Origin of the sequence: Methylobacterium sp. J-030 (assembly GCF_022829545.1) — a bacterium.
Lineage (GTDB): Bacteria > Pseudomonadota > Alphaproteobacteria > Rhizobiales > Beijerinckiaceae > Methylobacterium.
Map to the genome: position 1 here is coordinate 1 of NZ_JAKSYM010000063.1, position 25,965 is coordinate 25,965.

The following is a 25,965-nucleotide window of genomic DNA, read 5'->3' on the forward strand; positions in this document are numbered from 1 at the left end:
GCAGGGTGAGCGGGATGCGGCGGGGATTGGGCTGGGGACGGGAAATGGTACCGTGCATGGCGCTATACCGAGCCGAGATGCCGCGCACCACCTCGCCACTCTGGGGGGGAGGGTGTGACCTGCGTCAGCAGGGGTCGGGAGAGGGGAGCGACGCGTCCGTAAAGATCGCGACCGTCATGAAGGCCAACGCACTGTCCTGCACCGTCGCTCCCCTCCCCCGACCCGCTTCGCGGGCCACCCTCCCCCGCAGAGGGGGGAGGGAATGCGCACAGACCGTCGCGCTCGAATGCCGCCATCACGCTGCCACCGCCTCCTCGATCCGCCCCGAGCGCAGCCGTACGGTGCGGTCGCACAGGTGCGCGAGGCCGTTGTCGTGAGTGACCAGCACCAGCGTCGCGCCGCGGTCGCGCTTGAGCCGGAACAGGAGATCGACGATCTGCCGGCCGGTGGCCTCGTCGAGGTTGCCGGTGGGCTCGTCGGCCACCAGGATCGCCGGGTCGGGGGCGACCGCGCGAGCGATGGCGACACGCTGCTGCTCGCCGCCGGAGAGCTGCGCCGGGTAATGGTGCAGCCGGTGGCCGAGGCCGACCGCCTCCAGCTCGGCGCGGGCCCGCTCCAGGGCGCCGGGCCGGTCGGCGAGTTCGAGCGGCAGCGCCACGTTCTCCAGGGCCGTCATGGTCGGCACGAGGTGGAAGGCCTGGAACACGATGCCGATCCGCCGGCCCCGGAACCGGGCCAGCGCGTCCTCGTCGAGGTGGACGAGGTCGGTGTCCTCGATCACCACGCCGCCGGAATCCGGCCGCTCCAGCCCGGCCATCACCATCAGCAGCGTCGATTTGCCCGAGCCGGACGGCCCGACCAGCCCCACCGCCTCGCCCCGGCCGACGGTGAGCGAGATGCCGCGCAGGACGTGGACCCGGGCGGCCCCGCGGCCGAGGCTGAGATCGATGTCGGACAGCGCGATCGCGGGGGCGCCTCCCACCTTGCCTTGGTTCACGGGTGAGCCGATCTGTGGGCGATGACGAGCATGGCGCGCGAGGTCCTGTCTTGGCTTCAATCTTGGCTGCACGGGCCGTGGTTGCACCGCGATATGGGTCGCCCATTGGGGCTGCGCCATGACGGCGGCGCTGTGCTCCGGCGCACGGCCCTGTTTGCCGCAGCGCTAGCGCTCGTGATTCTCCCTTTCATGACAGCCCCGCAGGCCGCGGGCGGCCCGACCCGGCTCGTCGCCCTCGGCGACAGCCTCACTGCCGGCTACCGGCTCCCGGCCGATGCCGCCTTCCCCACGGTTCTCGAGCGCCTGCTCAAGGCCAAGGGCGAGGACGTGACGGTCGCCAATGCCGGCGTCTCGGGCGACACCGCCACCGGCGGCCTCGACCGGGTCGACTGGTCGGTGCCGGACGGGACCGCCGGGGTGATCCTCGAACTCGGCGCCAACGACATGCTGCGCGGCACCGATCCGACGGTGACCGAGCGGGCGCTGTCGGCGATCATCGAGCGGCTGAAGGCCCGGGGCATCCCGGTCCTGCTCGCCGGCATGCAGGCGGCGCCCAATCTCGGGCCGGACTACAAGGCGCGGTTCGACGCGATCTACCCGGTGCTGGCCAAGCGCTACGACCTGACCCTGTACCCGTTCTTCCTCGATGGGATCATCGGCGACCGGGCGCAGCACCTCGACGACATGCTGCACCCGAACCGGCAGGGCGTGGAGACCATCGCGGCCCGCATGCTGCCGACGGTGCAGGCGTTCCTGGACCGGATCCGCCAGGCGCCGGCGCGCTGATGCCGCGCCTGTTCACCGGGATCGCGGTGCCGCCCACGGTCGCCGAGGCGCTCGAGGCCTATCAGGGCGGCCTGCCCGGCGCCCGCTGGATCGACCCGGACGACTTTCACGTGACCCTGCGCTTCATCGGCGACATCGATGCGAGCACGGCCGACGACGTGGTGGAGGCGCTCGCCGAGATGCGGACGCGCCCTCCCCTGACTGTGACGCTCCCCGGCCTCGGCCTGTTCGGCGGCGACAGGCCGCGGGCGCTCTACGCGTCGGTGCGTGCCGATCCGGCCCTGACCGACCTCCAGGCCGAGCAGGAGCGTCTGGTCCGCCGGGCCGGGCTGGAGCCGGAACGGCGGAAATTCACCCCGCACGTGACCCTGGCACGGCTCCGGCGGGACGCGACCTCGGAGGCTGTCGCAATGTATCTCTCACAGGCGCCGGTCTTCGCGCCGCTGACGTTCTCGGTGGACCGGGTGACGCTGTTCTCGGCGCGGGACTCGACCGGGGGCGGGCCGTATGTGGCGGAGGCGGCGTTTCCGTTCGGTTGAGCCGATTGCTCCAACCCTCCACCTCATCCTGAGGTGCCGGAGCGTAGCGGAGGCCTCGAAGGAGCCCTCCAGAAGCCGCTGCGATCCCTGGAGCCCTCCTTCCAGGCCCGCTTCGCGGTCACCTCAGGATGAGGTACCCGGGTGGAAGGCCCGAATGGTCCTACAACCGCCGCAGCGCCACGCTCTCGATCCGATGGCTCGCCCCCTTGGTGAGGATCAGGCTCGCCCGCTGGCGCGTGGGTAGAATATTCTCGCGCAGGTTCGGCAGATTGATCGTCGTCCAGAGCCGGTCGGCGATGTCGAGCGCCTCCGCTTCCGGGATCCCGGCATACTTGCGAAAATAGGAGCGCGGATCGCGGAACGCCGTCTGGCGCAGCTTCATGAAGCGGGTGACGTACCAGCGGTGCAGGTCGTCCTCGTGGCCGTCGAGATAGATCGAGAAGTCGAAGAAGTCGGAGACGAACGGGATCGCGGTCCCGTCCCGGGGCAGGCGGGCGGGCTGGAGCACGTTCAGGCCCTCGACGATCAGGATGTCGGGGCTCTCCACCACCCGCTCCTCGCCGGGCACCCGGTCGTAGACGAGGTGCGAATAGAGCGGCGCGGTCACGCGCTTGTGGCCGGCTTTCACGTCGTGGAGGAAGCGTAGCAGCGCGGCGGTGTCGTAGCTCTCGGGAAACCCCTTCCGCTCCATCAGCCCGTTGGCCGCGAGGTCTGCGTTCGGCAGCAGGAACCCGTCGGTGGTAACGAGGTCGACCTTCGGGGTGTTGGGCCAGCGCGCCAGCAGCGAGGTCAGGATGCGGGCCGTCGTGGACTTGCCCACCGCCACCGAACCGGCCAACCCGATAATGTAGGGCGCCTTGGTCTCCCGCTCGGCCAGCAGGAAGCGCTGCGTCGCCTTGAACAGCCCCTGCGTCGCCGCGACGTAGAGGGCGAGCAGGCGCGACAGCGGTAGGTAGATCGCCTCGACCTCCTCCACCGAGATCGGGTCGTTGATCGATTGCAGCCGCTCCACGTCCGCCTGGGTGAGGGTGAGCGGCGTGTCGGCGCGAAGATGGGCCCACTCCTCCCGGCTGAACCGGCGATAGGGCGAGAGCCCGGCCGACGCTTCGAGGATCGCCTCGACCGTGCCGGGCAGCGCGGCCGCGTTCACGCGTGGCGCCTCGCGGCCTTCTCGGCGATGCCGCTCTGCGCAGTGCGGCGCTCCAGCTCGGCCATCACGTCGACGAGGTCCACGCCGCCGGCCCGGAGCAGCACCACGAGATGGTAGAGGACGTCCGCGGCCTCGTTCTTCAGGCCGGTCTTGTCGCCCTGCACGGCCGCGATGGCGGCCTCCACCGCCTCCTCGCCGAGCTTTTTCGCCGCCTTGGCGGGGCCTTCCGACAGCAGCTTGGCCGTGTAGGAGGTGGCCGGATCGGTCCCGGCACGGCTCGCCACGAGGGCGGCGAGGTTGGCGAGCGTGTAGGCGGTCATGAAGCGATCTGCATAAGGGGCCGGCCTTGCCGCAGGGTTGCGGCCGGAATTCGGCAGGAAACTGCGCCACGGCCGGCCCGCGGGCAAGCGGGGCGGGTGAAGGCGGACGGGCTTTGTTCGCCGAAGCCGCTCCGGGGACGCCGACCTTTTCCCGGGCGCATGGAGCGCCAGCGGAATGCGACCCGGGATCCAGCGCAAGACATCGCGAAGCGTCCATACGGAGCCGCTTGCGCGGCGCTCTGTGTGCTGAGTCCCGGATCACCTTCCACTGCGTTCCAGGTGTCCGGGAAAGGGGCGCGTCTCATCGACCGCCGGAGCGAGCCGCCTTACTCGTTCGGCAGGTGCCGGGCCAGCGCCTCCAGCACCGCCATGCGCACGGCGACCCCCATCTCGACCTGCTCGCGGATCAGCGACTGCGCCCCGTCGGCGATCTCGGACGAGATCTCGACGCCCCGGTTCATCGGGCCGGGATGCATCACAAGCGCGTCGGGCTTGGCCAGAGCCAGCTTCTCGCCGTCGAGGCCGAAATAGCGAAAATACTCCTTCACGGAGGGCACGAACGAGCCGTTCATGCGCTCGCGCTGGAGGCGCAGCATCATCACGATGTCGCAGCCGACGAGGCCCTTGCGCATGTCCGTGAAGGTCTCGACGCCGAAGCGCTCGATGCCCGCGGGCAGCAGCGTCGAAGGCGCGATCAGGCGGACCCGCGCGCCCATGGCCTGGAGCAGGATCAGGTTCGAGCGCGCCACCCGCGAGTGCAGGACGTCGCCGCAGATCGCCACCTGCAGGCCCTCGATCCGGCCCTTGTTGCGGCGGATGGTGAGCGCGTCGAGCAGCGCCTGGGTCGGGTGCTCGTGGGCGCCGTCGCCGGCATTGACCACCGCGCAATCGACCTTGCGGGCCAGCAGATGCACCGCGCCGGCCGATTCGTGGCGGACCACGATGATGTCGGGCCGCATGGCGTTCAACGTCGCGGCGGTGTCGATCAGGGTCTCGCCCTTCTTCACCGAGGACGAGGCCACCGACATGTTCATCACGTCGGCGCCGAGCCGCTTGCCGGCAAGTTCGAAGGAGGATTGCGTCCGGGTCGAGGGCTCGAAGAACAGGTTGATCTGCGTGCGGCCCCGCAGGGTCGTGCGCTTCTTCTCGACCTGCCGCGAGATGTCGACGGCGGAATCGGCGGCGTCGAGCAGCCCCTCGATGTCGGGCCGGGTCAGGCCCTCGATGCCGAGGAGGTGTCGGTGCGGGAAGGGCGCGAGACTCGTCATGATGAGGCCCGGGTGTAGGTGCGGCGCGCCCGGTGGGCAAGGCGCTTCGGCTCATACAGGTCGGTTCAAGCCGTGACGCTCTCTCCCCCCCTTGCGGGGGGGAGGTGGAGGTGGGGGTGGTGCAGGATGGAGTGGTGCCTTCTGCACCACCCCCACCCCTGGCCCCTCCTCGCAAGAGGGAGGGGAAAAGCCTGCGGCGTTTTTTCCCGCGGATGGTAACCGGCGCGGCCTGCGCCACGTATTCGCCCGAACGGTCGGGATCCGGAGATGTCCCGGCCCCACGACGCCAACCGGGATCCCGACACGTGGCCGCCTCCCCTGCCCTCGAAGCCCCCGAGACCGTCGACCGTCAGGGGCGCCGCTGGTTCTACCGCCACCCGCTCGTGATCCGGCTGGCGCACTGGATCAACGCCGCGGTCCTGCTGGTGCTGCTGATGAGCGGCCTGCAGATCTTCAACGCCCACCCCGCCCTCTACTGGGGCTCGACCTCGACCTTCGACAATCCGGCGCTCGCAATCACCAGCGAGCAGGGACGCGACGGCACGAATCGAGGCGTGGTGACGGTCGGCGCCCACACCCTCGACACCACCGGCATGCTCGGCCTGTCGAAGCAGGGCGGCACCGAGGTCGAGCGCGCCTTCCCGTCCTGGGCGACCCTGCCGGCCGACCAGGACCTCGCCACGGGGCGGCGCTGGCACTTCCTGTTCGCGTGGTTTTTGGTGATCAACGGCGCGGTCTATCTGCTCTACGGGCTGGTCTCGGGCCAGCTCCGCCGCCGCCTGATCCCGGACGGCGACCAGATCCGCGACTTCGGCGGTTCCGTGAAGGAGCACCTGCTCCTGCGCTTCCCCGAGGGCACGGAGGCGAAGCGCTACAACGTCCTCCAGAAGCTGACCTACCTCGTCCTCGTGCTCGGCCTCCTGCCCGCCATGGTGCTCGCCGGTCTCGCCATGTCGCCGGGGATGGACGCCGCCTGGCCCTGGCTCACCGAGCTGTTCGGCGGCCGGCAATCGGCGCGCAGCGTCCACTTCATCGCGGCCGGGCTGATCGTGCTGTTCGTGGTGGTCCACGTGCTGCTCGTGATCGTCTCCGGCCTCGTCAACAACATGCGCGGCATGATCACCGGCTGGTTCAGCCTCGGCCGTGACCGGGAGACCGCCCGATGATCCTCCACCGCCGCAAGCTCCTCACCGCGGGCGCCGGCCTGATGGGCACCGCGCTGCTGGGCGGCTGCGACAGGTTCGCCGGGACCGAGGAGGGGCAGCGCACCCTCAAGGTCGGCGAGGACGCGAACGCATACGTCCAGCGCCTGCTGATGTCCCCCGCGACCCTGGCCCGGGAATTCCCGGCCGCGATGATCTCGCCCTGGTTCAAGCCCAATGGCACGATCGACCCGCCGGACCGCGCCTATCGGGCGCTGGCGGCGCAGAAGTTTTCCGACTTCAAGCTCACCGTGGACGGGCTGGTGCAGACGCCGCTCGCACTCAGCCTGTCGGACCTGCGCGCTCTGCCCACCCGCACCCAGATCACGCGCCACGATTGCGTGGAGGGCTGGAGCTGCATCGGGCAATGGGCGGGCGTGCCGCTCGCCGAGGTGCTGAAGAAGGCCGGGCTGAAGCCGCAGGCGCGCTACGCCGTGTTCCACTGCGCCGACACGCTGGAGGTCGAGGCCGGCCCCAAGGGCGGCAAGGGGCGCGGCCAGGGCGCGTCCCTGTGGCGCCCGACCCATCCGGGCGCGGTCCGCGACGCGTACGTCCAGCTCGCCGCCGCCGACGATTGGGGCGGACCGGCCACCGCCACCGACGCCCCCAAGACTAACGCCCCCACGGATGATTGGGGCCAGGGCAGTCCGGCCCCGGAGCCCGAGGAGACGGGGATTCCGATCCGCTACTACGAGAGCATCGATCTCTACGACGCCTTCAACCCGCAGACGATCCTGGCCTACGACCTCAACGGCAAGCCGCTGCCGGTCTCGAACGGCGCGCCGCTGCGCCTGCGGGTCGAGCGCCAGCTCGGCTACAAGCAGGCCAAGTACGTGATGCGGGTGGAGATGGTGGAGTCGCTGGCCGACATCGGCCAGGGCAGCGGCGGCTACTGGGAGGATCGCGGCTACGAGTGGTACGCGGGGATCTGAGTTCTCATCGGGAACTGCCATGCGCGACTCTCCCTCCCCCCTCTGCGGGGGAGGGTGGCCCCCGAAGGGGGTCGGGAGAGGGGAGCGACGGTGCAGGGTTGAACGCCGGCCTGCATGACGGTCGCGCTCTTTTCTGAAGCCGGGTTCCCCTCTCCCGACCCGGCCTGACGGCCGGCCCACCCTCCCCCGCAGAGGGGGGAGGGAGAGCGCGTGGGATGTCTGGATTGCGAGTGCGTCGACCGGACGGTGATCCCGAACCCAACGTGCGAAGCCGCAAGCACGATCAGTGTCCGCCTGCGCTTGGTCGGATCACACGTGATCGCCATCGCGCACCGTTCATATAAGCCGTGCGCGGGGCTTACGACGAGGCCCTCGGGCGAGACTTGCGCGGATCCGCCATTTGACAACCCGTCCCCCGTAACCCACTTGTCCCCGGCGCGCGGCCCCGGCCCGACGGCGGGCATACGTCCCACGCGAATTTCGAACAGAATTCGTCCGTCGCGCCCAGGCTCCGTCAGGGGCAGAGGTCTGAATGAAAGTCGTCGTCGTCGAGTCGCCGGCCAAAGCCAAGACGATCAATAAGTATCTCGGCCGCGACTATGAAGTTATCGCCTCCTTCGGGCACATCCGCGACCTGCCGGCCAAGGACGGCTCGGTGGATCCCGAGCAGGACTTCCACATGGTCTGGGAGCTGGCCGACCGGGGCGCCAGCCGCGTCAGCGAGATCGTCAAGGCGGTCAAGGGCGCCGACAAGCTGATCCTGGCGACCGACCCGGATCGCGAGGGTGAGGCGATCTCCTGGCACGTCCTTGAGGCGCTGAATGCCCGCAAAGCGCTCAAGGGCATCCCGGTCGAGCGCGTGACCTTCAACGCCATCACCAAGGCGTCTGTCGAGCAGGCGATGCGCAAGCCGCGGGAGATCGATCAGGCCCTGGTCGATGCCTATCTGGCGCGCCGGGCCCTCGACTATCTCGTGGGCTTCAACCTCTCGCCGGTGCTGTGGCGCAAGCTCCCGGGCGCCCGCTCGGCGGGGCGCGTTCAGTCGGTCGCGCTCCGCCTCGTGGTCGAGCGCGAGATGGAGATCGAGCGGTTCAAGCCGCGCGAGTACTGGACGATCATCGCCACGCTGACGACGGCCGACGGCGCGAGCTTCGAGGCCCGCCTCGTGGGTGCGGACGGCAAGCGCATCCAGCGCCTCGACGTCGGCACCGGCGAGGAGGCGGCCGCGTTCAAGCGCGACCTCGAACTCGCGACCTTCCAGGTGGCGAGCGTCGAGGCCAAGCCCGCCAAGCGCCACCCGCAGCCGCCCTTCACCACCTCCACGCTGCAGCAGGAGGCCTCGCGCAAGCTCGGGATGGCGCCGGCCCAGACCATGCGGGTCGCCCAGCGCCTCTACGAGGGGGTGGATGTCGGCGGCGAGACGGTCGGTCTCATCACCTACATGCGGACCGACGGCGTCGACATGGCGCCGGAGGCGATCCAGGACGCCCGCCGGGTGATCGGCCGCGAGTTCGGCGACCGCTACGTGCCGGACGTGCCGCGCAAGTACAGCGTCAAGGCCAAGAACGCCCAGGAGGCCCACGAGGCGGTGCGGCCGACCGATATGGGCCGCCTGCCCAAGGCGGTCGCCCGCAACCTCGAACCCGAGCAGGCCAAGCTCTACGACCTGATCTGGACCCGCACCATGGCGAGTCAGATGGAATCGGCCGAGCTGGAGCGGACCACCGTGGAGGTCACGGCGAAGGTCGGCCCCCGTCAGATCGACCTGCGCGCCACCGGGCAGGTGGTGAAGTTCGACGGCTTCCTGGCGCTCTACCAGGAGGGCAAGGACGACGAGGAGGACGAGGAGAGCCGCCGCCTGCCGCCCATGAAGGCCGGCGACCCGCTCAGCCGCGAGCGGATCAGTTCGACCCAGCACTTCACCGAGCCGCCGCCGCGCTATTCCGAGGCGAGCCTCGTGAAGCGCATGGAGGAACTCGGCATCGGTCGGCCCTCGACCTACGCCGCGGTCCTCCAGACGTTGCGGGATCGCGAATACGTCAAGATCGAAAAAAAACGGCTGCAGCCGGAGGATAAGGGGCGGCTGGTCACGGGCTTCCTGGAGAGCTTCTTCCGGCGCTACGTCGAGTACGACTTCACCGCCGATCTGGAGGAGCAGCTCGACCGGGTCTCGAACGCCGAGATCGATTGGCGGGCGGTGCTGCGCGACTTCTGGCGCGACTTCTCCGCCGCGATCGGCGAGACCAAGGAGCTTCGCGTCACCGATGTGCTGGAGGCGCTGAACGGGCTCCTCGGCCCGCACATCTTCCCCGACAAGGGCGACGGCTCGAACCCCCGCACCTGCCCGACCTGCGGCGCCGGCCAGCTTTCCCTGAAGCTCGGCAAGTTCGGCGCCTTCATCGGCTGCTCGAATTATCCGGAGTGCAAGTACACCCGCCAGCTCTCGGCCTCCGGCGTTGAGGGTGACGGTGACGGCTCCTCGGCCGAGGGCGGCCAGCCGGGCGTGCGGGTGCTGGGCAACGATCCCAAGACTGGCCTGCCGGTGACGATCCGCGACGGCCGGTTCGGGCCGTTCGTGCAGCTCGGCGAGGCCTCCACCGAGAAAGGCGCCGAGAAGCCGAAACGCTCGTCGCTGCCGAAGGGGCTCGCGCCCTCGGAGGTCGGCCTGGACAAGGCACTGGCGCTGCTGGCGCTGCCCCGCGAGGTGGCGCGCCACCCCGAGACCGGCGAGCCGATCCTGGCCAATCTCGGCCGGTTCGGGCCCTACGTGCAGCATGGGAAGACCTACGCCAACCTCGGCAAGGACGACGACGTGCTGGAGATCGGTGCCAATCGCGCCATCGACCTGATCGTCGCCAAGGAGCAGGGCGGCGGTCGCGGCCGCCCGGCCGCCGATCCGGGCCGCCCGCTCGGAAAGGATGAGGCCAGTGGGCGCGATCTCGTGGTCAAGGCCGGCAAGTACGGGCCCTACGTCACGGACGGCGAGGTCAACGCTACGTTGCCGAAGACCCTGGCCGCCGAGGCGCTGACGCTCGACGAGGCGATCGCCCTGGTGAACGCGAAGCGCGCCGCGGGCGGCGGCAAGCCGGCCAAGCGCGGGGTGGTCCGGAAGAGCTCGGCGCGTGGGGCGAGCGGTGACAAGCCGGCGGCCAAGAAGGCCGCTACGAAGAAGCCGGCCGCCAGGAAGACGCCGGCGAAGAAATCGGGGGCCGGCTGACGCAAGGACGCCCGGCCCCGTCCTAGCGAGCGCAGCGAAGCAACCCAGGGTCGCGCCACACTCCGAGAAGTCCCGCCGCCCTGGATTGCTTCGCTGCGCTCGCAAGGACGAGGGCGTTCAGACGCAAGACGGGGCGTGCCCCTCCAGTATCGGGTGACGTGGCCCGGCTCAGACCAGATAGGTGATCGTCGCCGCGACCGCCGTCGCAAAAGTCGCCAGCGCGATCGTGGTGGCGTTCACCAGGGCACGGACGGGCGGCAGGTCGGCCGCATCGTCGTCGCATCCGAAGGCGGCGCCGGCGGCGTGCTCGAAGCGGATCAGGGTCAGGCGGCGGGCCTCGATCGCGGCGTCACTCATGGACTGCGCTCCCTGGACCGCAGCGCCGTGGCTACGGTCAAGTTTGGTCTCTGCCAACAACGTCGTTCGTTCCGATCCGTTCCGGTGGAGTTCTGCTGAGATCCGACCGATATGGCGCGAGAAAGCTTTAACTCATTGTTGTGCAACGTCGCGATGACACGCGGCGGAAAACGGTCCGGCCCCTGCGCCCGGAGCCCCCTCGCTCGCGGCGGTGCAGCATGCGATGATGCGGCCGCGTCGCGGAAGCGGAACGCTTCGGGCGATTGGCTTTGATGTTTATGGTTTGTTCCGCTATGATGCGGGGATGAAGGCGCATGCACCACGACCCACGAACCGTCTGCGCGAAGCCGAGCCGGCCGACGGGCCGCGCCCGCGGAGGCCGCGCGTGAGCGACCCGGCGCGCGACCTGTTCGGGCCGGGCGGCAAGGGCCCGACCGCCCGTCCGCCCGAGCCGCGGCGGCGCCTGGACGCCTCGGCCTCGGTGACGGCCCTCGCCTCGGCCGCGCCGGAGGCCGGCTACACCGCCTCCGACATCGAGGTGCTGGAGGGGCTGGAGCCGGTCCGGCGCCGGCCCGGCATGTATATCGGCGGCACCGACGAGCGGGCGCTTCACCACCTCTTCGCCGAGGTGATCGACAATTCCATGGACGAGGCGGTGGCGGGGCACGCCAGCTTCATCGAGGTGGAGCTTGAGGAGTCCGGCTCGCTCGTGGTCACCGACAACGGCCGCGGCATCCCGGTCGACCCGCACCCGAAATTCCCCGGCAAGTCGGCGCTCGAGGTCATCATGACCACGCTGCACGCGGGCGGAAAATTCGACTCGAAGGTCTACGAGACCTCGGGCGGCCTGCACGGCGTCGGCATCTCGGTGGTGAACGCCCTCTCCGACGTGCTGGAGGTCGAGGTCGCACGCAACCAGACCCTCTACCGCCAGACGTTTTCGCGCGGCCATGCGCAGGGCGCCCTGGAGCTGGTCGGGCGGGTCCAGAACCGCCGGGGCACGCGGGTTCGCTTCCACCCCGACGCCGAGATCTTCGGCTCGCTGAAGTTCGACCCGCGCCGCCTGTTCAAGATGGCGCGCTCGAAGGCCTACCTGTTCGGCGGCGTCGAGATCCGCTGGCGCTGCGCCCCCGCCCTGCTCGAAGGACTGGCGGACGTCCCGGCCGACGCCGTGCATCGCTTCCCCGACGGGCTGCGCGACTACCTCGCCCGGGACATCGACGGCAAGGACCTCGTCACCGAGGCGATGTTCTCCGGCAAGATCACCAGGCCGGGCTCGCACGGGTCGCTCGAATGGGCGGTCGCCTGGATGGTCGCCGAGGACGGGATCTCGCACTCCTACTGCAACACGATCCCGACGCCCGAGGGTGGCACCCACGAGGCGGGCCTGCGGGTCGCGCTGCTGCGCGGGCTGCGCGAGCACGCCGAGCGGGTGAACCAGGCCAAGCGCATGACGGCCGTGACCACCGACGACGTCATGGCGACCTGCGCGTCGATGCTCTCGGTCTTCATCCGTGAGCCGGAATTCCAGGGTCAGACCAAGGACAAGCTCGCCACCGTCGAGGCGCAGCGCATCGTCGAGACGACGGTGCGCGATGCCTTCGACCATTGGCTCGCCGCCTCCCCGGCCCAGGCCAACAAGCTGCTCGACTGGGTGATCGATCGGGCCGAGGAGCGCCTGCGCCGCCGGCAAGAGAAGGAGGTCGCCCGCAAGAGCGCGACCCGCAAGCTGCGCCTGCCCGGCAAGCTCGCCGACTGCTCGGCGGCCGGCACCGCGGGCTCGGAGATCTTCATCGTCGAGGGCGATTCCGCGGGCGGTTCGGCCAAGCAGGCCCGGGACCGGGCGACCCAGGCGATCCTCCCCCTGCGCGGCAAGATCCTGAACGTCGCCTCGGCCTCGCGCGACAAGCTCGGCGCGAACCAATTGATCTCGGACCTGACGCTGGCGCTCGGCTGCGGTACCGGCGCGGCCTTCCGCGAGACGGATCTGCGCTACGACAAGGTGATCATCATGACGGACGCCGACGTCGACGGCGCCCACATCGCCTCACTGCTGATCACCTTCTTCTACCGGCAGATGCCGAGGCTGATCGACCGCGGCCACCTCTACCTCGCGATCCCGCCGCTCTACCGGCTGCAGCAGGGCTCGAAGGTGGCGTATGCCCGGGACGACGCCGACCGCGAGCGGATCGTCAAGACGGTGTTCAAGGGCGGCAAGGTCGAGATCGGGCGGTTCAAGGGCCTGGGCGAGATGATGCCGGCCCAGCTCAAGGAGACCACCATGGATCCGAAGAAGCGCACCCTGCTGCGCGTCGCGGTCCTGGACGAGGCCCGGGAATCGACCGGTGACACGGTCGAACGCCTGATGGGCAACAAGCCCGAGGCGCGCTTCGCCTTCATCAGCGAGCGCGCGGCCTTCGCCGAGGGGGCCGATCTCGATATTTGAGGCCGGATCAGCCAGGGCTCCGCCCTGGCGACCCGCCAAAGGGCCGAACCCCAGCCCTTTCAGGGTGTTCCCGACAAACGCTCAGGTGAAGTTTTCTTCCTATCAGTCACGGGCTTATCGCGCCCCGTGCACGGCCGTCGTTCTTGCGAGCGCAAGCGAAGCAATCCAGGGTGGCGCGCGCTCACCGAAGTCGCGCTGCCCGGGGTCGCTTCGCTGCGCGCGCGATGACGACGAGCGGTCGCGGTCAAGTCGCGCGTCAAACACCTTCAAAGGGCTGGGGCCGCGCCCTTTGGAACCCCTCGATCGCCCATGGCGTACCGAGGCGCGGCGTCAATGGGCGGCCATCGCCTTCGCGGGATCGAAGGGCTGGGCCGCCGAGATTGTGTCCTTGCTCATGTTGAGGACCGCAGAGAAGCGGTCGCCGCCGGGCCGCAGCACGATGGCGCCGGGTTCCACGGCGATGCGCTTGCTGCCGAGGCCCAGGAAGCCCCCGACGTCGAGCACCACCGCCGTCAGGGTCCCGCCATCGGTGATCAGCAGGTCGTCGATCTTGCCGACGCTGTCGCCCGCGGCGTTGCGCACCTCCACGCCGACCATCTTCGAGGTCAGGAACGCGACCGGCTTGAGCCCCTGACGCTTCGCCGCATCCTCGGCGCTCGCGGCTTCCATCAACCGGCCGGCCCCGGCGCCGCTGGTCGACGTGCCCGGTCCGGTCCCGGGCAGCACGGTGCCCTTGCCGATCACGGTGGCGTCCTGGGCCTGAGCCGGGGCGGCGGCGAGGCCGAAGGCCGCCAGCGACAGGAGAAGGATTCGGCTTCGCATGGCTGATCGCTCCGCTGTGCCCCGGTCCTGCGAGGCGCCGCGGGCACAATCGCCCGATGACGGTCCGGTTCCGGCCCTGCATGTCGCACCGGCTCGGCGGGCCGCAGGCATGAAACGAGAAAGGGGTCCGGCCCCGCGGCCGGACCCCTTCGAAAAGACGGCGCCGGGAAACCCGGCGCCGTCGGCCGATCTCAGTACGAGCCGAACTTGTAGTTGACGCCGGCGCGGATGACCGCGAACTGGGTCGGCGCGGCGGCGCCGTTGAGGTAGGCGACGCCGTTCGGCGGCAGGAGGGACGGGATGTAGACGCCGCTGGCCGCGTTCTTCTGGCGGTCGAGGTTCACGTACAGACCTTCGATCTTAAGCGTGACGGCCGAGGACTTGAAGAAGTTCAGGAACGAGTCGGTGGGCAGGGCGTATTCGATGCCGCCGCCGACCGCGTAGCCGGTGCGGAAGCTGTCGCGGAAGCGACGGCCGGCGAAGTTCTGGTCGTCCTGGCCCGAGCCGTAGGCGTAACCGCCGGTGGCGTACACCAGGGTGCGGTCGAAGGCGTAGCCGAGGCGGCCGCGCGCCGTGCCGAAGTAGTCGAGGCCGTTGCCGCTGGTGGCGACGTACGCGCGCGGCCGGGTGAAGGCCGCGCCCGGGATTCCCAGGCCGATGTAGTTCTGGGTGCCGTTGGCGCGACGGGCGAAGTCGACATACTGGGCGTCCGCCTCGAAGCCGATCACCACGCCCGAGCCCGGCGTGAACTGGTAGTTGTAGCCGATCTGCCCGCCGCCGGAAAAGCCGTCGTTGCCCGCACGGTTGCGCACGCTGACGACGCCCACGGTATCCTCCGACCCGACAACCGAGCCAGCCCGCAGGTTGTAGTTGGTGGTCCGCCGGCTGTTGGCATCGAAGCCGTAGCCGGCATTCACGCCGAAGTAGAACCCCGTCCAGGTGAAGACCGGCACCGGCGTGAAGGCCGGCGGCGGGGCGGCGCGGCGCGGCAGATCCGCCGCGGAGGCTGCGGCGGCGATGCCGACGAGCACAGTCGATGCAAGGAGAAGCGTCTTCATGTTTGCCTTGATCCTAGATGAGCGGAAGCCGGCAGCCTTTTAGGCGCTCCTGAGAGCGAGGTCTGTCACTTTACTGCAACAATCATCCCCAGCTTAGACCGATTGAGTCAAGGAATCATGAAGACGATTATGCGCTATAATATTCGATCTTTGATTTTATATACTGAAAAACCTTCGACAATACCGACAATAGATCAATATATCTGGTAAAGTGATGCGGAATATGATCGCGCGGCGAGGTATTTATTGAAGTTCAGTCGTGATCGTTTCGCTGCGGTGGCTGGGTTCGAGGATGGCGGTGGACTCGACGTCGCCCGCCTCCGACGCGGTACGTAAAGCTGTGGTTAACCCTGTCGCGCGAGGTTCGGCGGGGCCGGCCGCATGTTCGGCGAAGCGAGTCGCCGATGCAGATCCGCCGGGTTCAGGGTCCGAAGGCGTTCGGCAGGCGTCGGCCGATGGCCGAGGCCGTGGGTGAGGCTGCCGATCGTGATCGGGGCGGGTCGGGCCCCTCCGTGAGCCTTCTTGCCTGGTCGTTGCGGGTCACGGCGGTGATCGGGCTCGTGGCGGTGGCTGCCGCCGCGCAGCTGGCGCGATGGAACATGCTCGACGACGGTCCCGCTCGCAGTCTCGTTCATAGCGCCGGCAGGTTGATTCCCGCGCCGGCCGATCCCGAGACCACCGGGGCGATCAGGCCCGCAGGCGCCGCCCAGGCCGCGCGGGGTACGCGTCTCGATCCCTGTCTGATCCCTGTCCCCTCGGCCGCCGCGGACCGTCTTCGGCCCTGATCGCCTGTGCGTGGCGGTGCAGCGGCGCGCATTGCGAGATTGACAAGCCGCGCCAAGCCCCTAACTGACACGGAGCATGCGCCCCGCGGCCCCGGGAGCGTACCAGCGCCCCGCGCGAGCCTTCCCCAGCCGTTGCCGCGACGGTGTCCTTCGCGCCGGCCGGGCGCGCAACGGTTCCTGAACGCAGATGCCTTTTTCCGACCTGGGACTGAGTGAGAAAGTCCTGAACGCCGTCGAAGCGGCGGGTTACACCGAGCCGACGCCGATCCAGGCCGAGGCCATCCCCCATGTGCTGGCGCGCCGCGACGTCCTCGGCATCGCCCAGACCGGCACCGGCAAGACCGCGGCTTTCACGCTGCCGATGCTGACGCTGCTGGAGAATGGCCGCGCCCGGGCCCGGATGCCGCGCACGCTGATCCTCGAACCGACGCGCGAGCTCGCCGCCCAGGTGGTCGAGAATTTCGACCGCTACGGCACCAACCACAAGCTCAACGTGGCGCTGATCATCGGCGGCGTCTCCTTCGCCGATCAGGACGCCAAGCTGATGCGCGGCACCGACGTGCTGATCGCCACGCCCGGCCGGCTGCTCGACCATTTCGAGCGCGGCAAGCTGCTGCTCACCGGCGTCGAACTCCTCGTGATCGACGAGGCCGACCGGATGCTCGACATGGGGTTCATCCCCGACATCGAGCGGATCGCCAAGATGGTGCCGTTCACCCGGCAGACGCTGTTCTTCTCGGCGACCATGCCGCCGGAGATCGAGCGGCTGGCCGACATGTTCCTGCACAATCCCCAGCGGGTCGAGGTGGCGCGCCCCGCCTCCACGGCCGCGACGATCACGCAGCGTCTCGTCGCCACCGGCTCCGAGGGCCAGGCCAAGCGCGAGCGGCTGCGGGACCTGATCCGCGGCGAGGCGGAACTCAAGAACGGCATCATCTTCTGCAACCGCAAGCGCGATGTCGCCCTGCTGCAGAAATCCCTGGTCAGCCACGGCTTCGACGCCGCCGCGCTTCATGGCGACATGGACCAGCGCGCGCGTACCACCGCCCTCGACGCGTTCCGGAACGGCGAGACCGCCCTGCTGGTCGCCAGCGACGTGGCGGCCCGCGGACTCGACATCCCGGCGGTTAGCCACGTCTTCAACTTCGACGTGCCGCACCACCCGGAGGACTACGTCCACCGGATCGGCCGCACCGGGCGGGCCGGACGGTCCGGCACCGCCTACACGCTCGCCGGGCCGGAGGATGCACGGTCGCTGGGCGCCATCGAGTCGCTGATCGGCCAGCCGATCCCGTGGTTCGACGGCGACCTGTCCACGGTGGCCGCCTCCGCGGGCGACACCGGCACCCGCCATCGCGGCCGCTCCGGCGAGGGCCGCCGCGGGTCGCGCGCGGCCAGCGGTGCAGCGAAAGGTGCGGCGGAGGCCGGGGACCGCCCGAGGGCGCGCGGCGGGCGCGGTGCATCGCCCGCGCCGCGAGCCGAGAGCCGGCCCGCGCCGGAGCCGCGCCGCGAGCCGGTGCGCGAAGAACGGGTGCGGGACGAGCGCGGGCGCCGGGGTGAGGCGGAGGGTGACACCCCCGTCGGTCTGGGCTCGCACGTCCCAGCCTTCCTGCTTCGTCCAGTTCAGGCGAAGAAAGAGAAATAACCAAGCCTATTCCGGCTTAACTTTCCGGCTACCCAGCTACCGTAGATTTGTTTTCGGGCGCGGCGCAGCGACGCATCGACAGTCCGAGGGCGGCGGGACGGGCATGAGCCAGGAGATCAATGCGGATCGTGATCGCAGCTTCGCGCTGGCGAAGCGGGTGCACGACTTGATTCGCGACTACGGCCCTTCCGCAACGCCCCGCGCCTACGCGGTCTGGTACACCTACGTGTCGGCGGAGCTTCCGCTGCTCAGCGATGCCGTGAAGCGGCTGACCACGCAGAACGGCGGCCTGACCGAGGCCGATATCGACGACCTGCACGAGACCTACCTCGACGGGCGGCGCCTCGCGAATGCCGCGGGCGCCATCAGCGGCGTGGTCCTGAGCGAGCTCGCCGCGGTCACCGAGATCCTCGATCTCTCCCTCGGCACCACCGCCCAGTACGGCGAATCCCTGCGCGGGCTGGCCCAGGACCTCGCCCAGGGGCTGCCCAGCGGCGCACGGCTTGGCGAGATCGTCGCGACCCTGGCCTCCACCACCCGGGAGGTCGCGGTGAACAACCGGGTGCTCGAAGCGCGCATGCGCGAGACCCGCAGCGAGATCGAGACCCTGCGCGAGACGCTGGAAGCGACGCGGCTGGAGAGCCTCACCGACGCCCTGACCGGCCTCGCGAACCGCAAGCGGTTCGAGGAGACCCTGAAGGCCACGATGGAGGCGGCGCGCCTGCGGGCTGGGCCGATGAGCCTGATCATCCTGGACATCGACTTCTTCAAGCGCTTCAACGACCTGTACGGCCACCTGACGGGCGATCAGGTGCTGCGGCTCGTGGCGATCGTGATGCGCGAGACAGCGGGCAAATCGGCCGAACTCGCCCGGTTCGGCGGCGAGGAGTTCGGGATCGTGCTGCCCGGGGCGGACCGCGCCGCGGCGCGGCAGGTGGCCGAGTCGGTCCGCGCCAGCGTGATGGGGCGGGAGCTGGTCAAGCGCTCGACGGGCGAGTCGCTCGGCAAAGTCACGGTGTCGCTGGGCGTCGCGGTGCTGCGCCAGGGCGATACGCCGGCCTCGCTGCTGGAGCGGGCCGACCTTTGCATGTTCGCGGCCAAGCGCGGCGGCCGCAATCGCGCCGTGGACGACACCGCCGAGGCCCTGACGCAGGTGGCGTAACGGGTTCCCAAAGGGCTCAGCCCTTTGGTGGGGTGTCGGGGTGAAACCTTGACGATCCGGTTTCGCCCGACAATGGGGCGCTGCCCTTTACCCGCAAAAGGGCTCGCCCTTTTGAAACCCGGCGGGCTTCAGACCCGGGCCGGCATCCGGTCCTCCGAGACCGGCGTGATCGCCACCGACTCGCCGCAGCCGCAGGCCGAGGTCTGGTTCGGGTTGTTGAACACGAACTGCGACGCGAGCTTGTTGGTGGTGAAGTCCATCTCGGTGCCGAGCAGGAACAGCACCGCCTTCGGATCGACGAAGACCCGCACGCCGCGATCTTCGACCATGTCCTCGCCCGGCTTGCGGCTTTCCGCGTATTCCATCGTGTACGACATGCCGGCGCAGCCGCCGTTGCGGACGCCGACCCGTAGTCCGGCGATCGGCCGGTCGGCCTCCGCCATGATCGCCTTGATCCGATCGGCGGCCCGATCGGTCAGCGAGAGAACCTTGAACCCGTTCGACATCGTCACCCTCCCGCCCATCCGGGTTCAAGGCCCGGGGACGCGCATTCTGACATCGACAAGATAAGCATTGGGTTGAGGCCGGTCCACCGCGCCCGGGTCACACCCGCCCGGCATTCGGCGCGTCAGGCGGTCCCGGCGGTGAGTCGCGCGAAGGTCGCGAGATCGACGTTGCCGCCGCTGATCACCACGCCGACCCGCTTGTCCCTGACGTCCACTTGCCCGTGCAGCACCGCCGCCGCCGCGAGGCACCCGGTCGGCTCGACCACGATCTTCATCCGGCTGGCGAAGAACCGCATGGTCTCGGCGAGCTGAGCGTCGGTGACGGTGACGATGTCGGAAACGCGCTCCCGGATGATCCCGAAGGTGAGCGCGCCGAGCGCCGTCGATTGCGCTCCGTCCGCGATGGTGCGGGGCACCGGGATCGTCACGATCCGGCCGTCGCGGAACGAGCGCTGCCCGTCGTTGCCGGTCTCCGGCTCGACGCCGATCACCCGGCAGCCCGGCGACAGTTCCGCCGCGGCGAGCGCACAGCCCGCCAGCATGCCGCCGCCGCCGAGGCAGACCACCAGCACGTCGAGCGGACCCGCCGTCTCGATCAGCTCCTGGGCGAGCGTCCCCTGCCCGGCGATGACGTCGGGATGGTTGAAGGGTGGGATCAGGGTCAGGCCCCGGGGCTCCGCGATGGCCCGGCCGAGCGCCTCGCGGTCCTGGCCGTAGCGGTCGTAGAGCACCACTTCGGCGCCGTAGCCACGGGTGCCCGCGATCTTCGCCGCGGGGGCGTCCTCCGGCATGATGATCGTGGCCGGGGCGCCGAGCAGCCGACTCGCCAGGGCGATCGCCTGGGCGTGGTTGCCCGACGAGAAGGTGATCACCCCGCGGGTGCGGGCCGCCTCCGGCAGCGCGCTGATGGCGTTGTAGGCCCCGCGGAACTTGAAGGCCCCGGCCCGCTGCAGGTTCTCTGCCTTGAAGAACAGCTTCGCGCCGGTCATCGCGTCGGCGGTGCGGGAGGTGAGCACCGGCGTGCGATGCGCCGCGCCTGCGAGGCGCTCGGCCGCGCGCGCCACGTCGGCATAGGTGGGCAGGCCCGCGATCGCCGCGCCGTGTTCGCCCTGCATCGGATCCCGCCTCGCGCCTGTCCCCAGTGGGGATGAGTCATAGGGGCGATCGGGTCCGGGCGCATCCTGGTCTCGTGCACGGCCGGAAGCGGAGCCATTCGCCGGCTCAGGGCTTATCCCGTCGGGGCCAGCTTGGCTGGGCCATTGGGGAGCGGCATCGCCATGGGGTCGGCCATACGGACGGGATCGAACGGGCGGCGCGGTGCATCGGCTGACCTGCCGGCCGGAGGGTGCGCCCCGTGAGCGGCTGGGCGCGCGAACGGCCGCTGCGCGACGGGGCGACCGAGGTCACCTTCCGGGGGCGCGGGCTGGCCCTGCGCTCCGGCGCGCGGCTGATCCTCTTGGTGTGTCCGCTCTGCTCGCAGCGCAATGCCAAGCGCGGCGCGGAGCGGGGCATCTGCGAATGGTGCGCCTACGTGCCGTCACCGGACGAGGCGGAACCGAGGGAGACGGGGTGCGGTTGAGCCGCTTTCTCACGGCCATGCCGTGTCCGCGCCCCGCCCCTCAAGCCGCCATCGAGCGAGGCCGGCAGGATCGGAGATGACCCCGCCCCCGCCAGCCGGCTCGCGGATTACCGGCAGCGACCGGACGCCGAGAGCGAGGTGTAGGAATTGCGGATCACCCGCTCGGATTGGATGAAGACGTCCGGCGACCGGGAAATCGTCGCGACGTTACCGGCCTCGACGTAAGTCCGGCCGCCGCTCGACACGGGGATCGCACGATCGTTCACGGCGAGAAGCGCTCCGTGGCGGCAGATCGTGTAGGTCTCCACCGGCTGCGGAATTTCCACGGTGTATTGGTCGGCGAAAGCCGACATCGAAGCCATTGAGCCGACCGACGCAAACAGAAAACAGATCATCTTCTTCATCGTGCACTCCCAGACAAGTCCAGTCCCACTGTAGTACAGTGATAGAACTTTTGATTGCACAATCATTACTGACTTACAACATATCCCAATCGAACTAAGCAGTTTTTTACATATTCGGTCGTGCTCATATATGCATCTGCACTGCCGCGTTGCACGGAGATCCGTTGTGCGTCCGGATTTTGCGCGAGAGCGCGGCGAATGCCGTTCAGGTCGCCGTTCGCCCGCGGACCCGCGGCTCCCTGGGCGCGCCGTTCGCAGGTCTCCAGATCCGAGGCGTATCTCAGGATGAAGGTTCTGCGCGCACTCGACTGTTCATCCGCGGGCGAGGCTTGCTCCGATCCGGGGATGGGGCGGATTTGACGTGGGCGGTCGGCTGTCTGTTCCAGTGGCATGCAGCACGTCAAGCCGGCCGCCAGGGAACCGAGCGCCAATATATGAACGAACACAATCTTCAGCAATATACGATCCGGATAACGCGACCTCATATTGGGCGTCCGCCAAATTCGAGATCTGAAAACGGTCTTCAGATCGATCGAATCAAATTCCTAACGAAGATGCACAGGCTTAACAAGCGTCCGGATGTCGGCAATGCGTACGCACCGGCAGCCCGATTGGACATGAACTCCGCGTGGAGCTTCATTCGTCGCACGTATTCCTGGGGTGGATTTGAATTGTTTGCCTCGACCGCACGAATGCTGCCAAGCTCACCACGAGCGACAGGCCGGCCAGGCGCGATGCCGCTGTGCGCGTGCGGTAGAAATTCCTCGACTTGACGGCTGGATACTGTGGCGGACGCGCGACAAGGCTAATAAAACCTCAACGCACCGGGCCGATCTGTTCAGCGGTCTCAGGGAAGCCGTCCCCCACGATTGCGGGTTCGCGCGGCAGATCGATGCCATGGGCAGAGATTACAAATTCGATCGGTTGATCGATGCGATCCCGCATCTCGGAGCGATGCCGGGTTCCTTCGCGTTCGGATCGCAGATCGGCCGTGATCGTCTGCTCATTCCTGCCGCGCCGCGGTGCGAATATCGACGGCTTTGATGAGGCTGATGCGTCGAATATCGGAACGGGGAGACGAGATCTGTACGGGGCCGACGCCGCGACTGCTTCGAGTTCGGGACGTGTCGGCGTCGACCGCACTTGATCCAGTTGCATCCAGGATCTTCTTGAGGCTATCCAACGATATGGTCACGTATCTTGTATCGTTGACGACACATGCTTTCGCCACGAGCTTCCGGGATGTGCGCAGATCGGGGCGCACGGTGATATCCTTCTGGAGCGCGAGCAGGGCCTTGGGGTTGTTGACGATGTCCAGCTTCCGCCGCTCGGCGGTGAGATCGATGCCGCTCTCGTATATGTTGACGTTGTTCTCGGTCTGGCAAAACTTGAGAACGCCGCCACCCGTTGAAATGATATCCGTGCACCTGTTCTCGTCCCTGGAAAGACCAGGTTGCTGCGCGATCAGGTAGACGGCGCGCGGCGGATATGTTGCGCAGCCCGCGACGAGACTGCCTGCAAGTATGGCTCCACCGATCTGAGTCTTCATGACGCTTCCGAGTGTTAACCAACCGTAGAAAAACGTGGTTAACAAGCGGTTACGTATTGATGGCGCGACCGGGTTCCGGGCGCCGATCGGTCAGCGACCCGCGCCGGGGTCGCGGGAACCCGCGGCCGGCTTCGTGAGCTGTCGGACCGATCGGGCGCACCGATGGGCAGGCCGGGCGGCGCAGCCGATCCGCGACGCCATGCGGCGCTATCCACGATTCGTGGACAGTCGCGGCCGCGCCCGGAAGCGGCGCGAGCCGCAGGAGGCGACGCGGCTGGCGCCAGCGGATGCCGCCGGGCGCTGCATTGCATTCAGGCGCCCGCACGCTTTGGGGCCTCATCGCGCGCAGGCCGTGACTCCGCCTCCGGTCGACGGTGTGTCGTCCCGGAGCCTTCGGTTCGGGCCGGATCTCAGGTGTGGATCACCTTCCCGTACGCATCGAGTACGCTCTCGTGCATCATCTCGCTGAGCGTCGGGTGCGGGAACACCGTGTGCATCAGCTCCTCCTCGGTGCTCTCCAGGTTCATCGCCACGTCTCCATTCGTGAGCGGTGTCAGGCACATAGCCGACCTGGGCTTGGTCCACTCCATCTGACCTGAAGCTGACCCTCAGACACCTTCGGAACTCGCTGGCACAATCTGGGCACAGTGAGACCGAGACCATGGCGAGCTTCAGGAAGCGGAACGACAGATGGCATGTTCAGGTGCGGCGTAAGGGCTCCCCTGCCCTCACCCGGTCATTCCTTACGAAGGCCGATGCGCAGGCCTGGGCGCGACACATTGAAACTGAGGCCGACCGGAGGGGGATCCCGGCCAACCGCAGGATCCTCGATGATCTGACTGTAGGTGACCTCCTGGTCCGCTACCGGGATGAGGTGTCACCGACCAAGCGAGGGGCCTTCCGAGAGACCATGGCGATTCGGGTGCTCCTGAGACACCCACTGTCCAAGACGCCTCTCAGTGCCCTCACGGTCGCCAAGGTGGCCCACCACCGAGACACGCGCCTCAAGGTCATCAAGCCTGGCAGTGTGAACCGGGAGCTTGCCATCTACCGACATGCCTTGGAGGTCGCACGGCACACCTGGGGTTATCCGATTGCCGAGAATCCATTCACACTGGTCAAGAAGCCCAAGGTGTTCAACGCCCGGTCTCGGCGCCTGGAGCCTGGAGAGTGGGAGAAGCTACAAGCCGCCTGCCAGCGGTCCAGGAACCCTCACGTCCTCCACATGGTGGAGTTCGGCCTGGAGACAGCCATGAGGCGCGGAGAGGTGCTGAAGGTTCGCTGGGGTGACCTCGATGAGCTGAAGCGTACCCTCCACATCCCACAGACCAAGAACGGTCATGCCAGGACCATCCCGCTGACCTCCAGAGCTTTGAGCATCCTAACGGTTCGAAGGCCTGAGACCCCTACCGGTCAAGAGCTTGTGTTCCCCACCACGGAGGATGCCGTGAAGATGGCCTGGAGGCGCATCATGGGACGCGTGGTCCTACCAAACTTCCGGTACCACGACCTAAGGCATGAGGCTGTGACGCGGTTCTTCGAAATGGGCCTGAGCATTCCAGAGGTGGCTCTCATCAGTGGGCATCGCGATACCCGGATGCTCATGAGGTACACACACCTGAAGCCCGAGGCTGTTGTGATGAAGCTTCCTTAGACGCGGCGCTGACGAGCCGTATCGGGCGGCCTGGTGCCTTGGGTCTCGCCAAAATCTTAGGGCACCACGGAAATCTGCTGGAAGTCACGCAGACTTGCAAGATTTCTGGCGGAAGGGGTCCAATTTCTGACCTAGCCATCTGAGGCAATGATTTCAGTATCTTAGGCCAATCTGGGATGGGCCTCAGTAGCGGCGAACCGTAGCTTTAGTAAGCCAGACTTCGCCCCCACCGGATGCAACGCAAATTGCTTAAACCTCGTACAACTTTGCCGCGACGCCGAGGCGGTTGACTACTTGTGGAGAGAGGTGGGCCAAAGATTGCCGTGGAGACATGAGCGCCTTACGTTGAGAACAGAACAGGGACAGCAGCCCAATGACCGATGGACGACCGGACGATGGCGCTGAGGCGTCAGGCGTTGAAGTTGAATCGGTTGCGAGCCCTAGCACAGGTCAACGCGCACGACGCAGACGAGTAGTCAGGCCATTCCCCGGAGGGCCTTTCGAGGAGTCTGTTGAGTTTGCTCGTCAAATCTATCAGTTCAGTGCGGGCCAGCCTGTTAGAAAGCTGACGTTTTTCGATCATCTCAGCAAGTCTCCTGAGAGTAGTGTTAGCCGGGATCTGCTTACGAATGCCAACAAGTACGGCTTGTTGAAGGGTAGTTTTGCGGCTGATCCCATCGAATTGACGGAAGCAGCCAAGCGCATCCTTTCAGAGACAGGCACGGCGAGTGACAAAATTGTTGCCAAGGCTGAGCTTGGGATCACACAGATTGAGATTTTCTCTCAGCTTTACACCCAGTTTCAGGGTAATAGGCTACCGGGTCGAGGAGTACTCATAGATGCCTTGAGAGCGCAGCAGGTACCTCAAGATTTCATTGAGGAGGGCGTAGACACGTTTGTCCTTAACCTTCGTTATGCAGGTCTGTTGCAAACTCTGTCAGGCGCAGATCGTATCGTTAGTCTTGAGCTGGCCTTGGAGCATGTGGCCTTAGAACGGGCCAGCCCAGTGGTTCCGCCTGGGTTCGCATCCGCCATCGTTGAGCAATCCGCGCCGCAGCCTGCACGGGCTCGCGATGTAGATGGTGGTTTGGACAACGCCTGTTTCTACATCACCCCCATCGGCGAAGTTGGCTCGCCTGAACGCAGGCATTCCGATCTGATGATGGGCAGCATCATAGAGCCTGCTCTTGCGCAGTTTGGCTTAAAGGTGGTGCGAGCCGATGCGATGACTGAACCTGGCATGATTACCCGCCAGATCATCGAGTACATCATGAGAGCCAGACTGGTTGTTGCCGACCTGTCGTTTCATAATCCAAACGTGTTCTACGAACTTGCTTTCCGACACGCCATCAGGAAGCCTATTGTTCAGCTGATACGTACCCGCGATAGAATACCCTTTGATGTCGGCCAGATGCGGACGATTGTAATTGACGACACCGACATCTACACCTTCGTTCCGAAAATTGAGGCCTATCGATCAGATGTCGCGAGTCACATCCGACGTGCGCTTGAAGAAGGTTACGAAGTCGAGACGCCTCTGTCCACGTACTTCCCCTCCTTCTCTGGAGCAGTGGCCAATTAGTCCTA

Annotated in this window: 23 protein-coding genes; 12 read left to right on the plus strand and 11 right to left on the minus strand. The window is 67.7% G+C overall.

The annotated features are described in order from the left end of the window. Positions 1-295: 295 nt before the first annotated feature. Complete coding sequence (locus MKK75_RS03260; RefSeq protein ID WP_244041200.1) at positions 296-997, minus strand: ABC transporter ATP-binding protein; 702 nt, start codon at positions 995-997, stop codon at positions 296-298. A gap of 93 nt (positions 998-1,090) precedes the next feature. Between MKK75_RS03260 and MKK75_RS03265 the strand changes: the two genes are divergently transcribed. Both MKK75_RS03265 and thpR read left to right on the plus strand, forming a co-directional pair. Next, complete coding sequence (locus MKK75_RS03265) at positions 1,091-1,783, plus strand: arylesterase (RefSeq protein ID WP_409567512.1); 693 nt, start codon at positions 1,091-1,093, stop codon at positions 1,781-1,783. Further along, the gene (gene thpR, locus MKK75_RS03270) at positions 1,783-2,322 is read left to right on the plus strand and encodes an RNA 2',3'-cyclic phosphodiesterase (RefSeq protein WP_244041202.1); all 540 of its coding nucleotides are present in this window, start codon (positions 1,783-1,785) and stop codon (positions 2,320-2,322) included. Before MKK75_RS03265 ends, thpR begins: the two co-directional genes overlap by 1 nt. Positions 2,323-2,482: 160 nt before the next feature. Here thpR and coaA read toward each other — a convergent pair whose 3' ends face one another. The 3 genes from coaA to MKK75_RS03285 form a co-directional block, all read right to left on the minus strand. Beyond that, entirely contained in the window at positions 2,483-3,472 is a 990-nt protein-coding gene (coaA, locus tag MKK75_RS03275) for a type I pantothenate kinase (RefSeq protein ID WP_244041203.1), read from the minus strand. Continuing rightward, complete coding sequence (locus MKK75_RS03280) at positions 3,469-3,792, minus strand: phosphoribosyl-ATP diphosphatase (RefSeq protein WP_244041204.1); 324 nt, start codon at positions 3,790-3,792, stop codon at positions 3,469-3,471. The genes coaA and MKK75_RS03280 overlap by 4 nt, the downstream gene beginning before the upstream one ends. Positions 3,793-4,118: 326 nt before the next feature. After that, entirely contained in the window at positions 4,119-5,060 is a 942-nt protein-coding gene (locus tag MKK75_RS03285; RefSeq protein WP_244041205.1) for an aspartate carbamoyltransferase catalytic subunit, read from the minus strand. A gap of 305 nt (positions 5,061-5,365) precedes the next feature. Here MKK75_RS03285 and MKK75_RS03290 point away from each other — a divergent pair, with 305 nt between their 5' ends. The 3 genes from MKK75_RS03290 to topA all read left to right on the plus strand — a co-directional run bounded on the left by MKK75_RS03290 (position 5,366) and on the right by topA (position 10,411). Next, complete coding sequence (locus MKK75_RS03290) at positions 5,366-6,226, plus strand: cytochrome b/b6 domain-containing protein (protein ID WP_244041206.1); 861 nt, start codon at positions 5,366-5,368, stop codon at positions 6,224-6,226. After that, positions 6,223-7,194, plus strand: a complete 972-nt coding sequence (locus MKK75_RS03295) for a molybdopterin-dependent oxidoreductase (RefSeq protein ID WP_244041207.1) — start codon at positions 6,223-6,225, stop codon at positions 7,192-7,194. Before MKK75_RS03290 ends, MKK75_RS03295 begins: the two co-directional genes overlap by 4 nt. Positions 7,195-7,726: 532 nt before the next feature. Next, positions 7,727-10,411, plus strand: coding sequence for a type I DNA topoisomerase (gene topA, locus MKK75_RS03300; protein ID WP_244041208.1), 2,685 nt, complete (start codon positions 7,727-7,729; stop codon positions 10,409-10,411). Between the two features lie 168 nt (positions 10,412-10,579). On the opposite strand, the gene MKK75_RS03305 is transcribed toward topA, so the two are convergent. Next, entirely contained in the window at positions 10,580-10,768 is a 189-nt protein-coding gene (locus MKK75_RS03305) for a hypothetical protein (RefSeq protein ID WP_244041209.1), read from the minus strand. A 385-nt stretch (positions 10,769-11,153) separates the two neighbouring features. On the opposite strand from MKK75_RS03305, the gene parE reads away from it, so the two are divergent. After that, positions 11,154-13,214, plus strand: a complete 2,061-nt coding sequence (gene parE, locus MKK75_RS03310; RefSeq protein WP_244041210.1) for a DNA topoisomerase IV subunit B — start codon at positions 11,154-11,156, stop codon at positions 13,212-13,214. Between the two features lie 330 nt (positions 13,215-13,544). Here the strand turns inward: parE and MKK75_RS03315 are convergent, their stop codons facing one another. Continuing rightward, positions 13,545-14,036 carry a PRC-barrel domain-containing protein gene (locus MKK75_RS03315; RefSeq protein ID WP_244041211.1) on the minus strand — a complete coding sequence of 164 codons (492 nt, stop codon included), beginning with the start codon at positions 14,034-14,036 and terminating at the stop codon, positions 13,545-13,547. A 191-nt stretch (positions 14,037-14,227) separates the two neighbouring features. Next, positions 14,228-15,094 carry an outer membrane protein gene (locus tag MKK75_RS03320; protein WP_244041212.1) on the minus strand — a complete coding sequence of 289 codons (867 nt, stop codon included), beginning with the start codon at positions 15,092-15,094 and terminating at the stop codon, positions 14,228-14,230. Between the two features lie 455 nt (positions 15,095-15,549). Here MKK75_RS03320 and MKK75_RS03325 point away from each other — a divergent pair, with 455 nt between their 5' ends. The 3 genes from MKK75_RS03325 (at position 15,550) to MKK75_RS03335 (ending at position 18,686) form a co-directional block, all read left to right on the plus strand. Continuing rightward, complete coding sequence (locus MKK75_RS03325; protein ID WP_244041213.1) at positions 15,550-15,879, plus strand: hypothetical protein; 330 nt, start codon at positions 15,550-15,552, stop codon at positions 15,877-15,879. A 187-nt stretch (positions 15,880-16,066) separates the two neighbouring features. Further along, complete coding sequence (locus tag MKK75_RS03330; protein ID WP_244041214.1) at positions 16,067-17,524, plus strand: DEAD/DEAH box helicase; 1,458 nt, start codon at positions 16,067-16,069, stop codon at positions 17,522-17,524. Positions 17,525-17,627: 103 nt separating this feature from the next. Beyond that, a complete protein-coding gene (locus MKK75_RS03335; RefSeq protein WP_244041215.1) occupies positions 17,628-18,686 on the plus strand; it encodes a sensor domain-containing diguanylate cyclase in 1,059 nt (352 codons plus the stop codon). A gap of 128 nt (positions 18,687-18,814) precedes the next feature. Here the strand turns inward: MKK75_RS03335 and MKK75_RS03340 are convergent, their stop codons facing one another. Both MKK75_RS03340 and MKK75_RS03345 read right to left on the minus strand, forming a co-directional pair. After that, positions 18,815-19,192: a HesB/IscA family protein gene (locus tag MKK75_RS03340; RefSeq protein WP_244041216.1), complete on the minus strand. Its 378-nt coding sequence runs from the start codon at positions 19,190-19,192 to the stop codon at positions 18,815-18,817. A gap of 122 nt (positions 19,193-19,314) precedes the next feature. After that, positions 19,315-20,307, minus strand: coding sequence for a threo-3-hydroxy-L-aspartate ammonia-lyase (locus MKK75_RS03345; protein WP_244041217.1), 993 nt, complete (start codon positions 20,305-20,307; stop codon positions 19,315-19,317). Positions 20,308-20,546: 239 nt separating this feature from the next. On the opposite strand from MKK75_RS03345, the gene MKK75_RS03350 reads away from it, so the two are divergent. Further along, positions 20,547-20,771 carry a hypothetical protein gene (locus tag MKK75_RS03350; protein WP_244041218.1) on the plus strand — a complete coding sequence of 75 codons (225 nt, stop codon included), beginning with the start codon at positions 20,547-20,549 and terminating at the stop codon, positions 20,769-20,771. Positions 20,772-20,878: 107 nt separating this feature from the next. Here the strand turns inward: MKK75_RS03350 and MKK75_RS03355 are convergent, their stop codons facing one another. Continuing rightward, the gene (locus MKK75_RS03355) at positions 20,879-21,175 is read right to left on the minus strand and encodes a hypothetical protein (RefSeq protein ID WP_244041219.1); all 297 of its coding nucleotides are present in this window, start codon (positions 21,173-21,175) and stop codon (positions 20,879-20,881) included. Positions 21,176-22,178: 1,003 nt separating this feature from the next. Then, positions 22,179-22,724, minus strand: coding sequence for a hypothetical protein (locus MKK75_RS03360; RefSeq protein ID WP_244041220.1), 546 nt, complete (start codon positions 22,722-22,724; stop codon positions 22,179-22,181). A gap of 661 nt (positions 22,725-23,385) precedes the next feature. Here MKK75_RS03360 and MKK75_RS03365 point away from each other — a divergent pair. Both MKK75_RS03365 and MKK75_RS03370 read left to right on the plus strand, forming a co-directional pair. Beyond that, positions 23,386-24,378 carry a site-specific integrase gene (locus MKK75_RS03365; protein WP_244041221.1) on the plus strand — a complete coding sequence of 331 codons (993 nt, stop codon included), beginning with the start codon at positions 23,386-23,388 and terminating at the stop codon, positions 24,376-24,378. 373 nt (positions 24,379-24,751) lie between these two features. Continuing rightward, a complete protein-coding gene (locus tag MKK75_RS03370) occupies positions 24,752-25,960 on the plus strand; it encodes a hypothetical protein (RefSeq protein WP_244041222.1) in 1,209 nt (402 codons plus the stop codon). Positions 25,961-25,965: the final 5 nt, after the last annotated feature.

Bases quoted from the DNA above. Each gene is read 5' to 3' on its own strand.
- MKK75_RS03265 (WP_409567512.1), top strand. From the start codon at position 1,091: ATGGGTCGCCCATTGGGGCTGCGCCATGACGGCGGCGCTGTGCTCCGG.
- thpR (WP_244041202.1), top strand. From the start codon at position 1,783: ATGCCGCGCCTGTTCACCGGGATCGCGGTGCCGCCCACGGTCGCCGAG.
- MKK75_RS03280 (WP_244041204.1), bottom strand. From the start codon at position 3,792: ATGACCGCCTACACGCTCGCCAACCTCGCCGCCCTCGTGGCGAGCCGT.
- MKK75_RS03285 (WP_244041205.1), bottom strand. From the start codon at position 5,060: ATGACGAGTCTCGCGCCCTTCCCGCACCGACACCTCCTCGGCATCGAG.
- MKK75_RS03295 (WP_244041207.1), top strand. From the start codon at position 6,223: ATGATCCTCCACCGCCGCAAGCTCCTCACCGCGGGCGCCGGCCTGATG.
- topA (WP_244041208.1), top strand. From the start codon at position 7,727: ATGAAAGTCGTCGTCGTCGAGTCGCCGGCCAAAGCCAAGACGATCAAT.
- MKK75_RS03305 (WP_244041209.1), bottom strand. From the start codon at position 10,768: ATGAGTGACGCCGCGATCGAGGCCCGCCGCCTGACCCTGATCCGCTTC.
- MKK75_RS03315 (WP_244041211.1), bottom strand. From the start codon at position 14,036: ATGCGAAGCCGAATCCTTCTCCTGTCGCTGGCGGCCTTCGGCCTCGCC.
- MKK75_RS03320 (WP_244041212.1), bottom strand. From the start codon at position 15,094: ATGAAGACGCTTCTCCTTGCATCGACTGTGCTCGTCGGCATCGCCGCC.
- MKK75_RS03325 (WP_244041213.1), top strand. From the start codon at position 15,550: ATGGCCGAGGCCGTGGGTGAGGCTGCCGATCGTGATCGGGGCGGGTCG.
- MKK75_RS03330 (WP_244041214.1), top strand. From the start codon at position 16,067: ATGCCTTTTTCCGACCTGGGACTGAGTGAGAAAGTCCTGAACGCCGTC.
- MKK75_RS03335 (WP_244041215.1), top strand. From the start codon at position 17,628: ATGAGCCAGGAGATCAATGCGGATCGTGATCGCAGCTTCGCGCTGGCG.
- MKK75_RS03340 (WP_244041216.1), bottom strand. From the start codon at position 19,192: ATGTCGAACGGGTTCAAGGTTCTCTCGCTGACCGATCGGGCCGCCGAT.
- MKK75_RS03345 (WP_244041217.1), bottom strand. From the start codon at position 20,307: ATGCAGGGCGAACACGGCGCGGCGATCGCGGGCCTGCCCACCTATGCC.
- MKK75_RS03355 (WP_244041219.1), bottom strand. From the start codon at position 21,175: ATGAAGAAGATGATCTGTTTTCTGTTTGCGTCGGTCGGCTCAATGGCT.
- MKK75_RS03360 (WP_244041220.1), bottom strand. From the start codon at position 22,724: ATGAAGACTCAGATCGGTGGAGCCATACTTGCAGGCAGTCTCGTCGCG.
- MKK75_RS03365 (WP_244041221.1), top strand. From the start codon at position 23,386: ATGGCGAGCTTCAGGAAGCGGAACGACAGATGGCATGTTCAGGTGCGG.
- MKK75_RS03370 (WP_244041222.1), top strand. From the start codon at position 24,752: ATGACCGATGGACGACCGGACGATGGCGCTGAGGCGTCAGGCGTTGAA.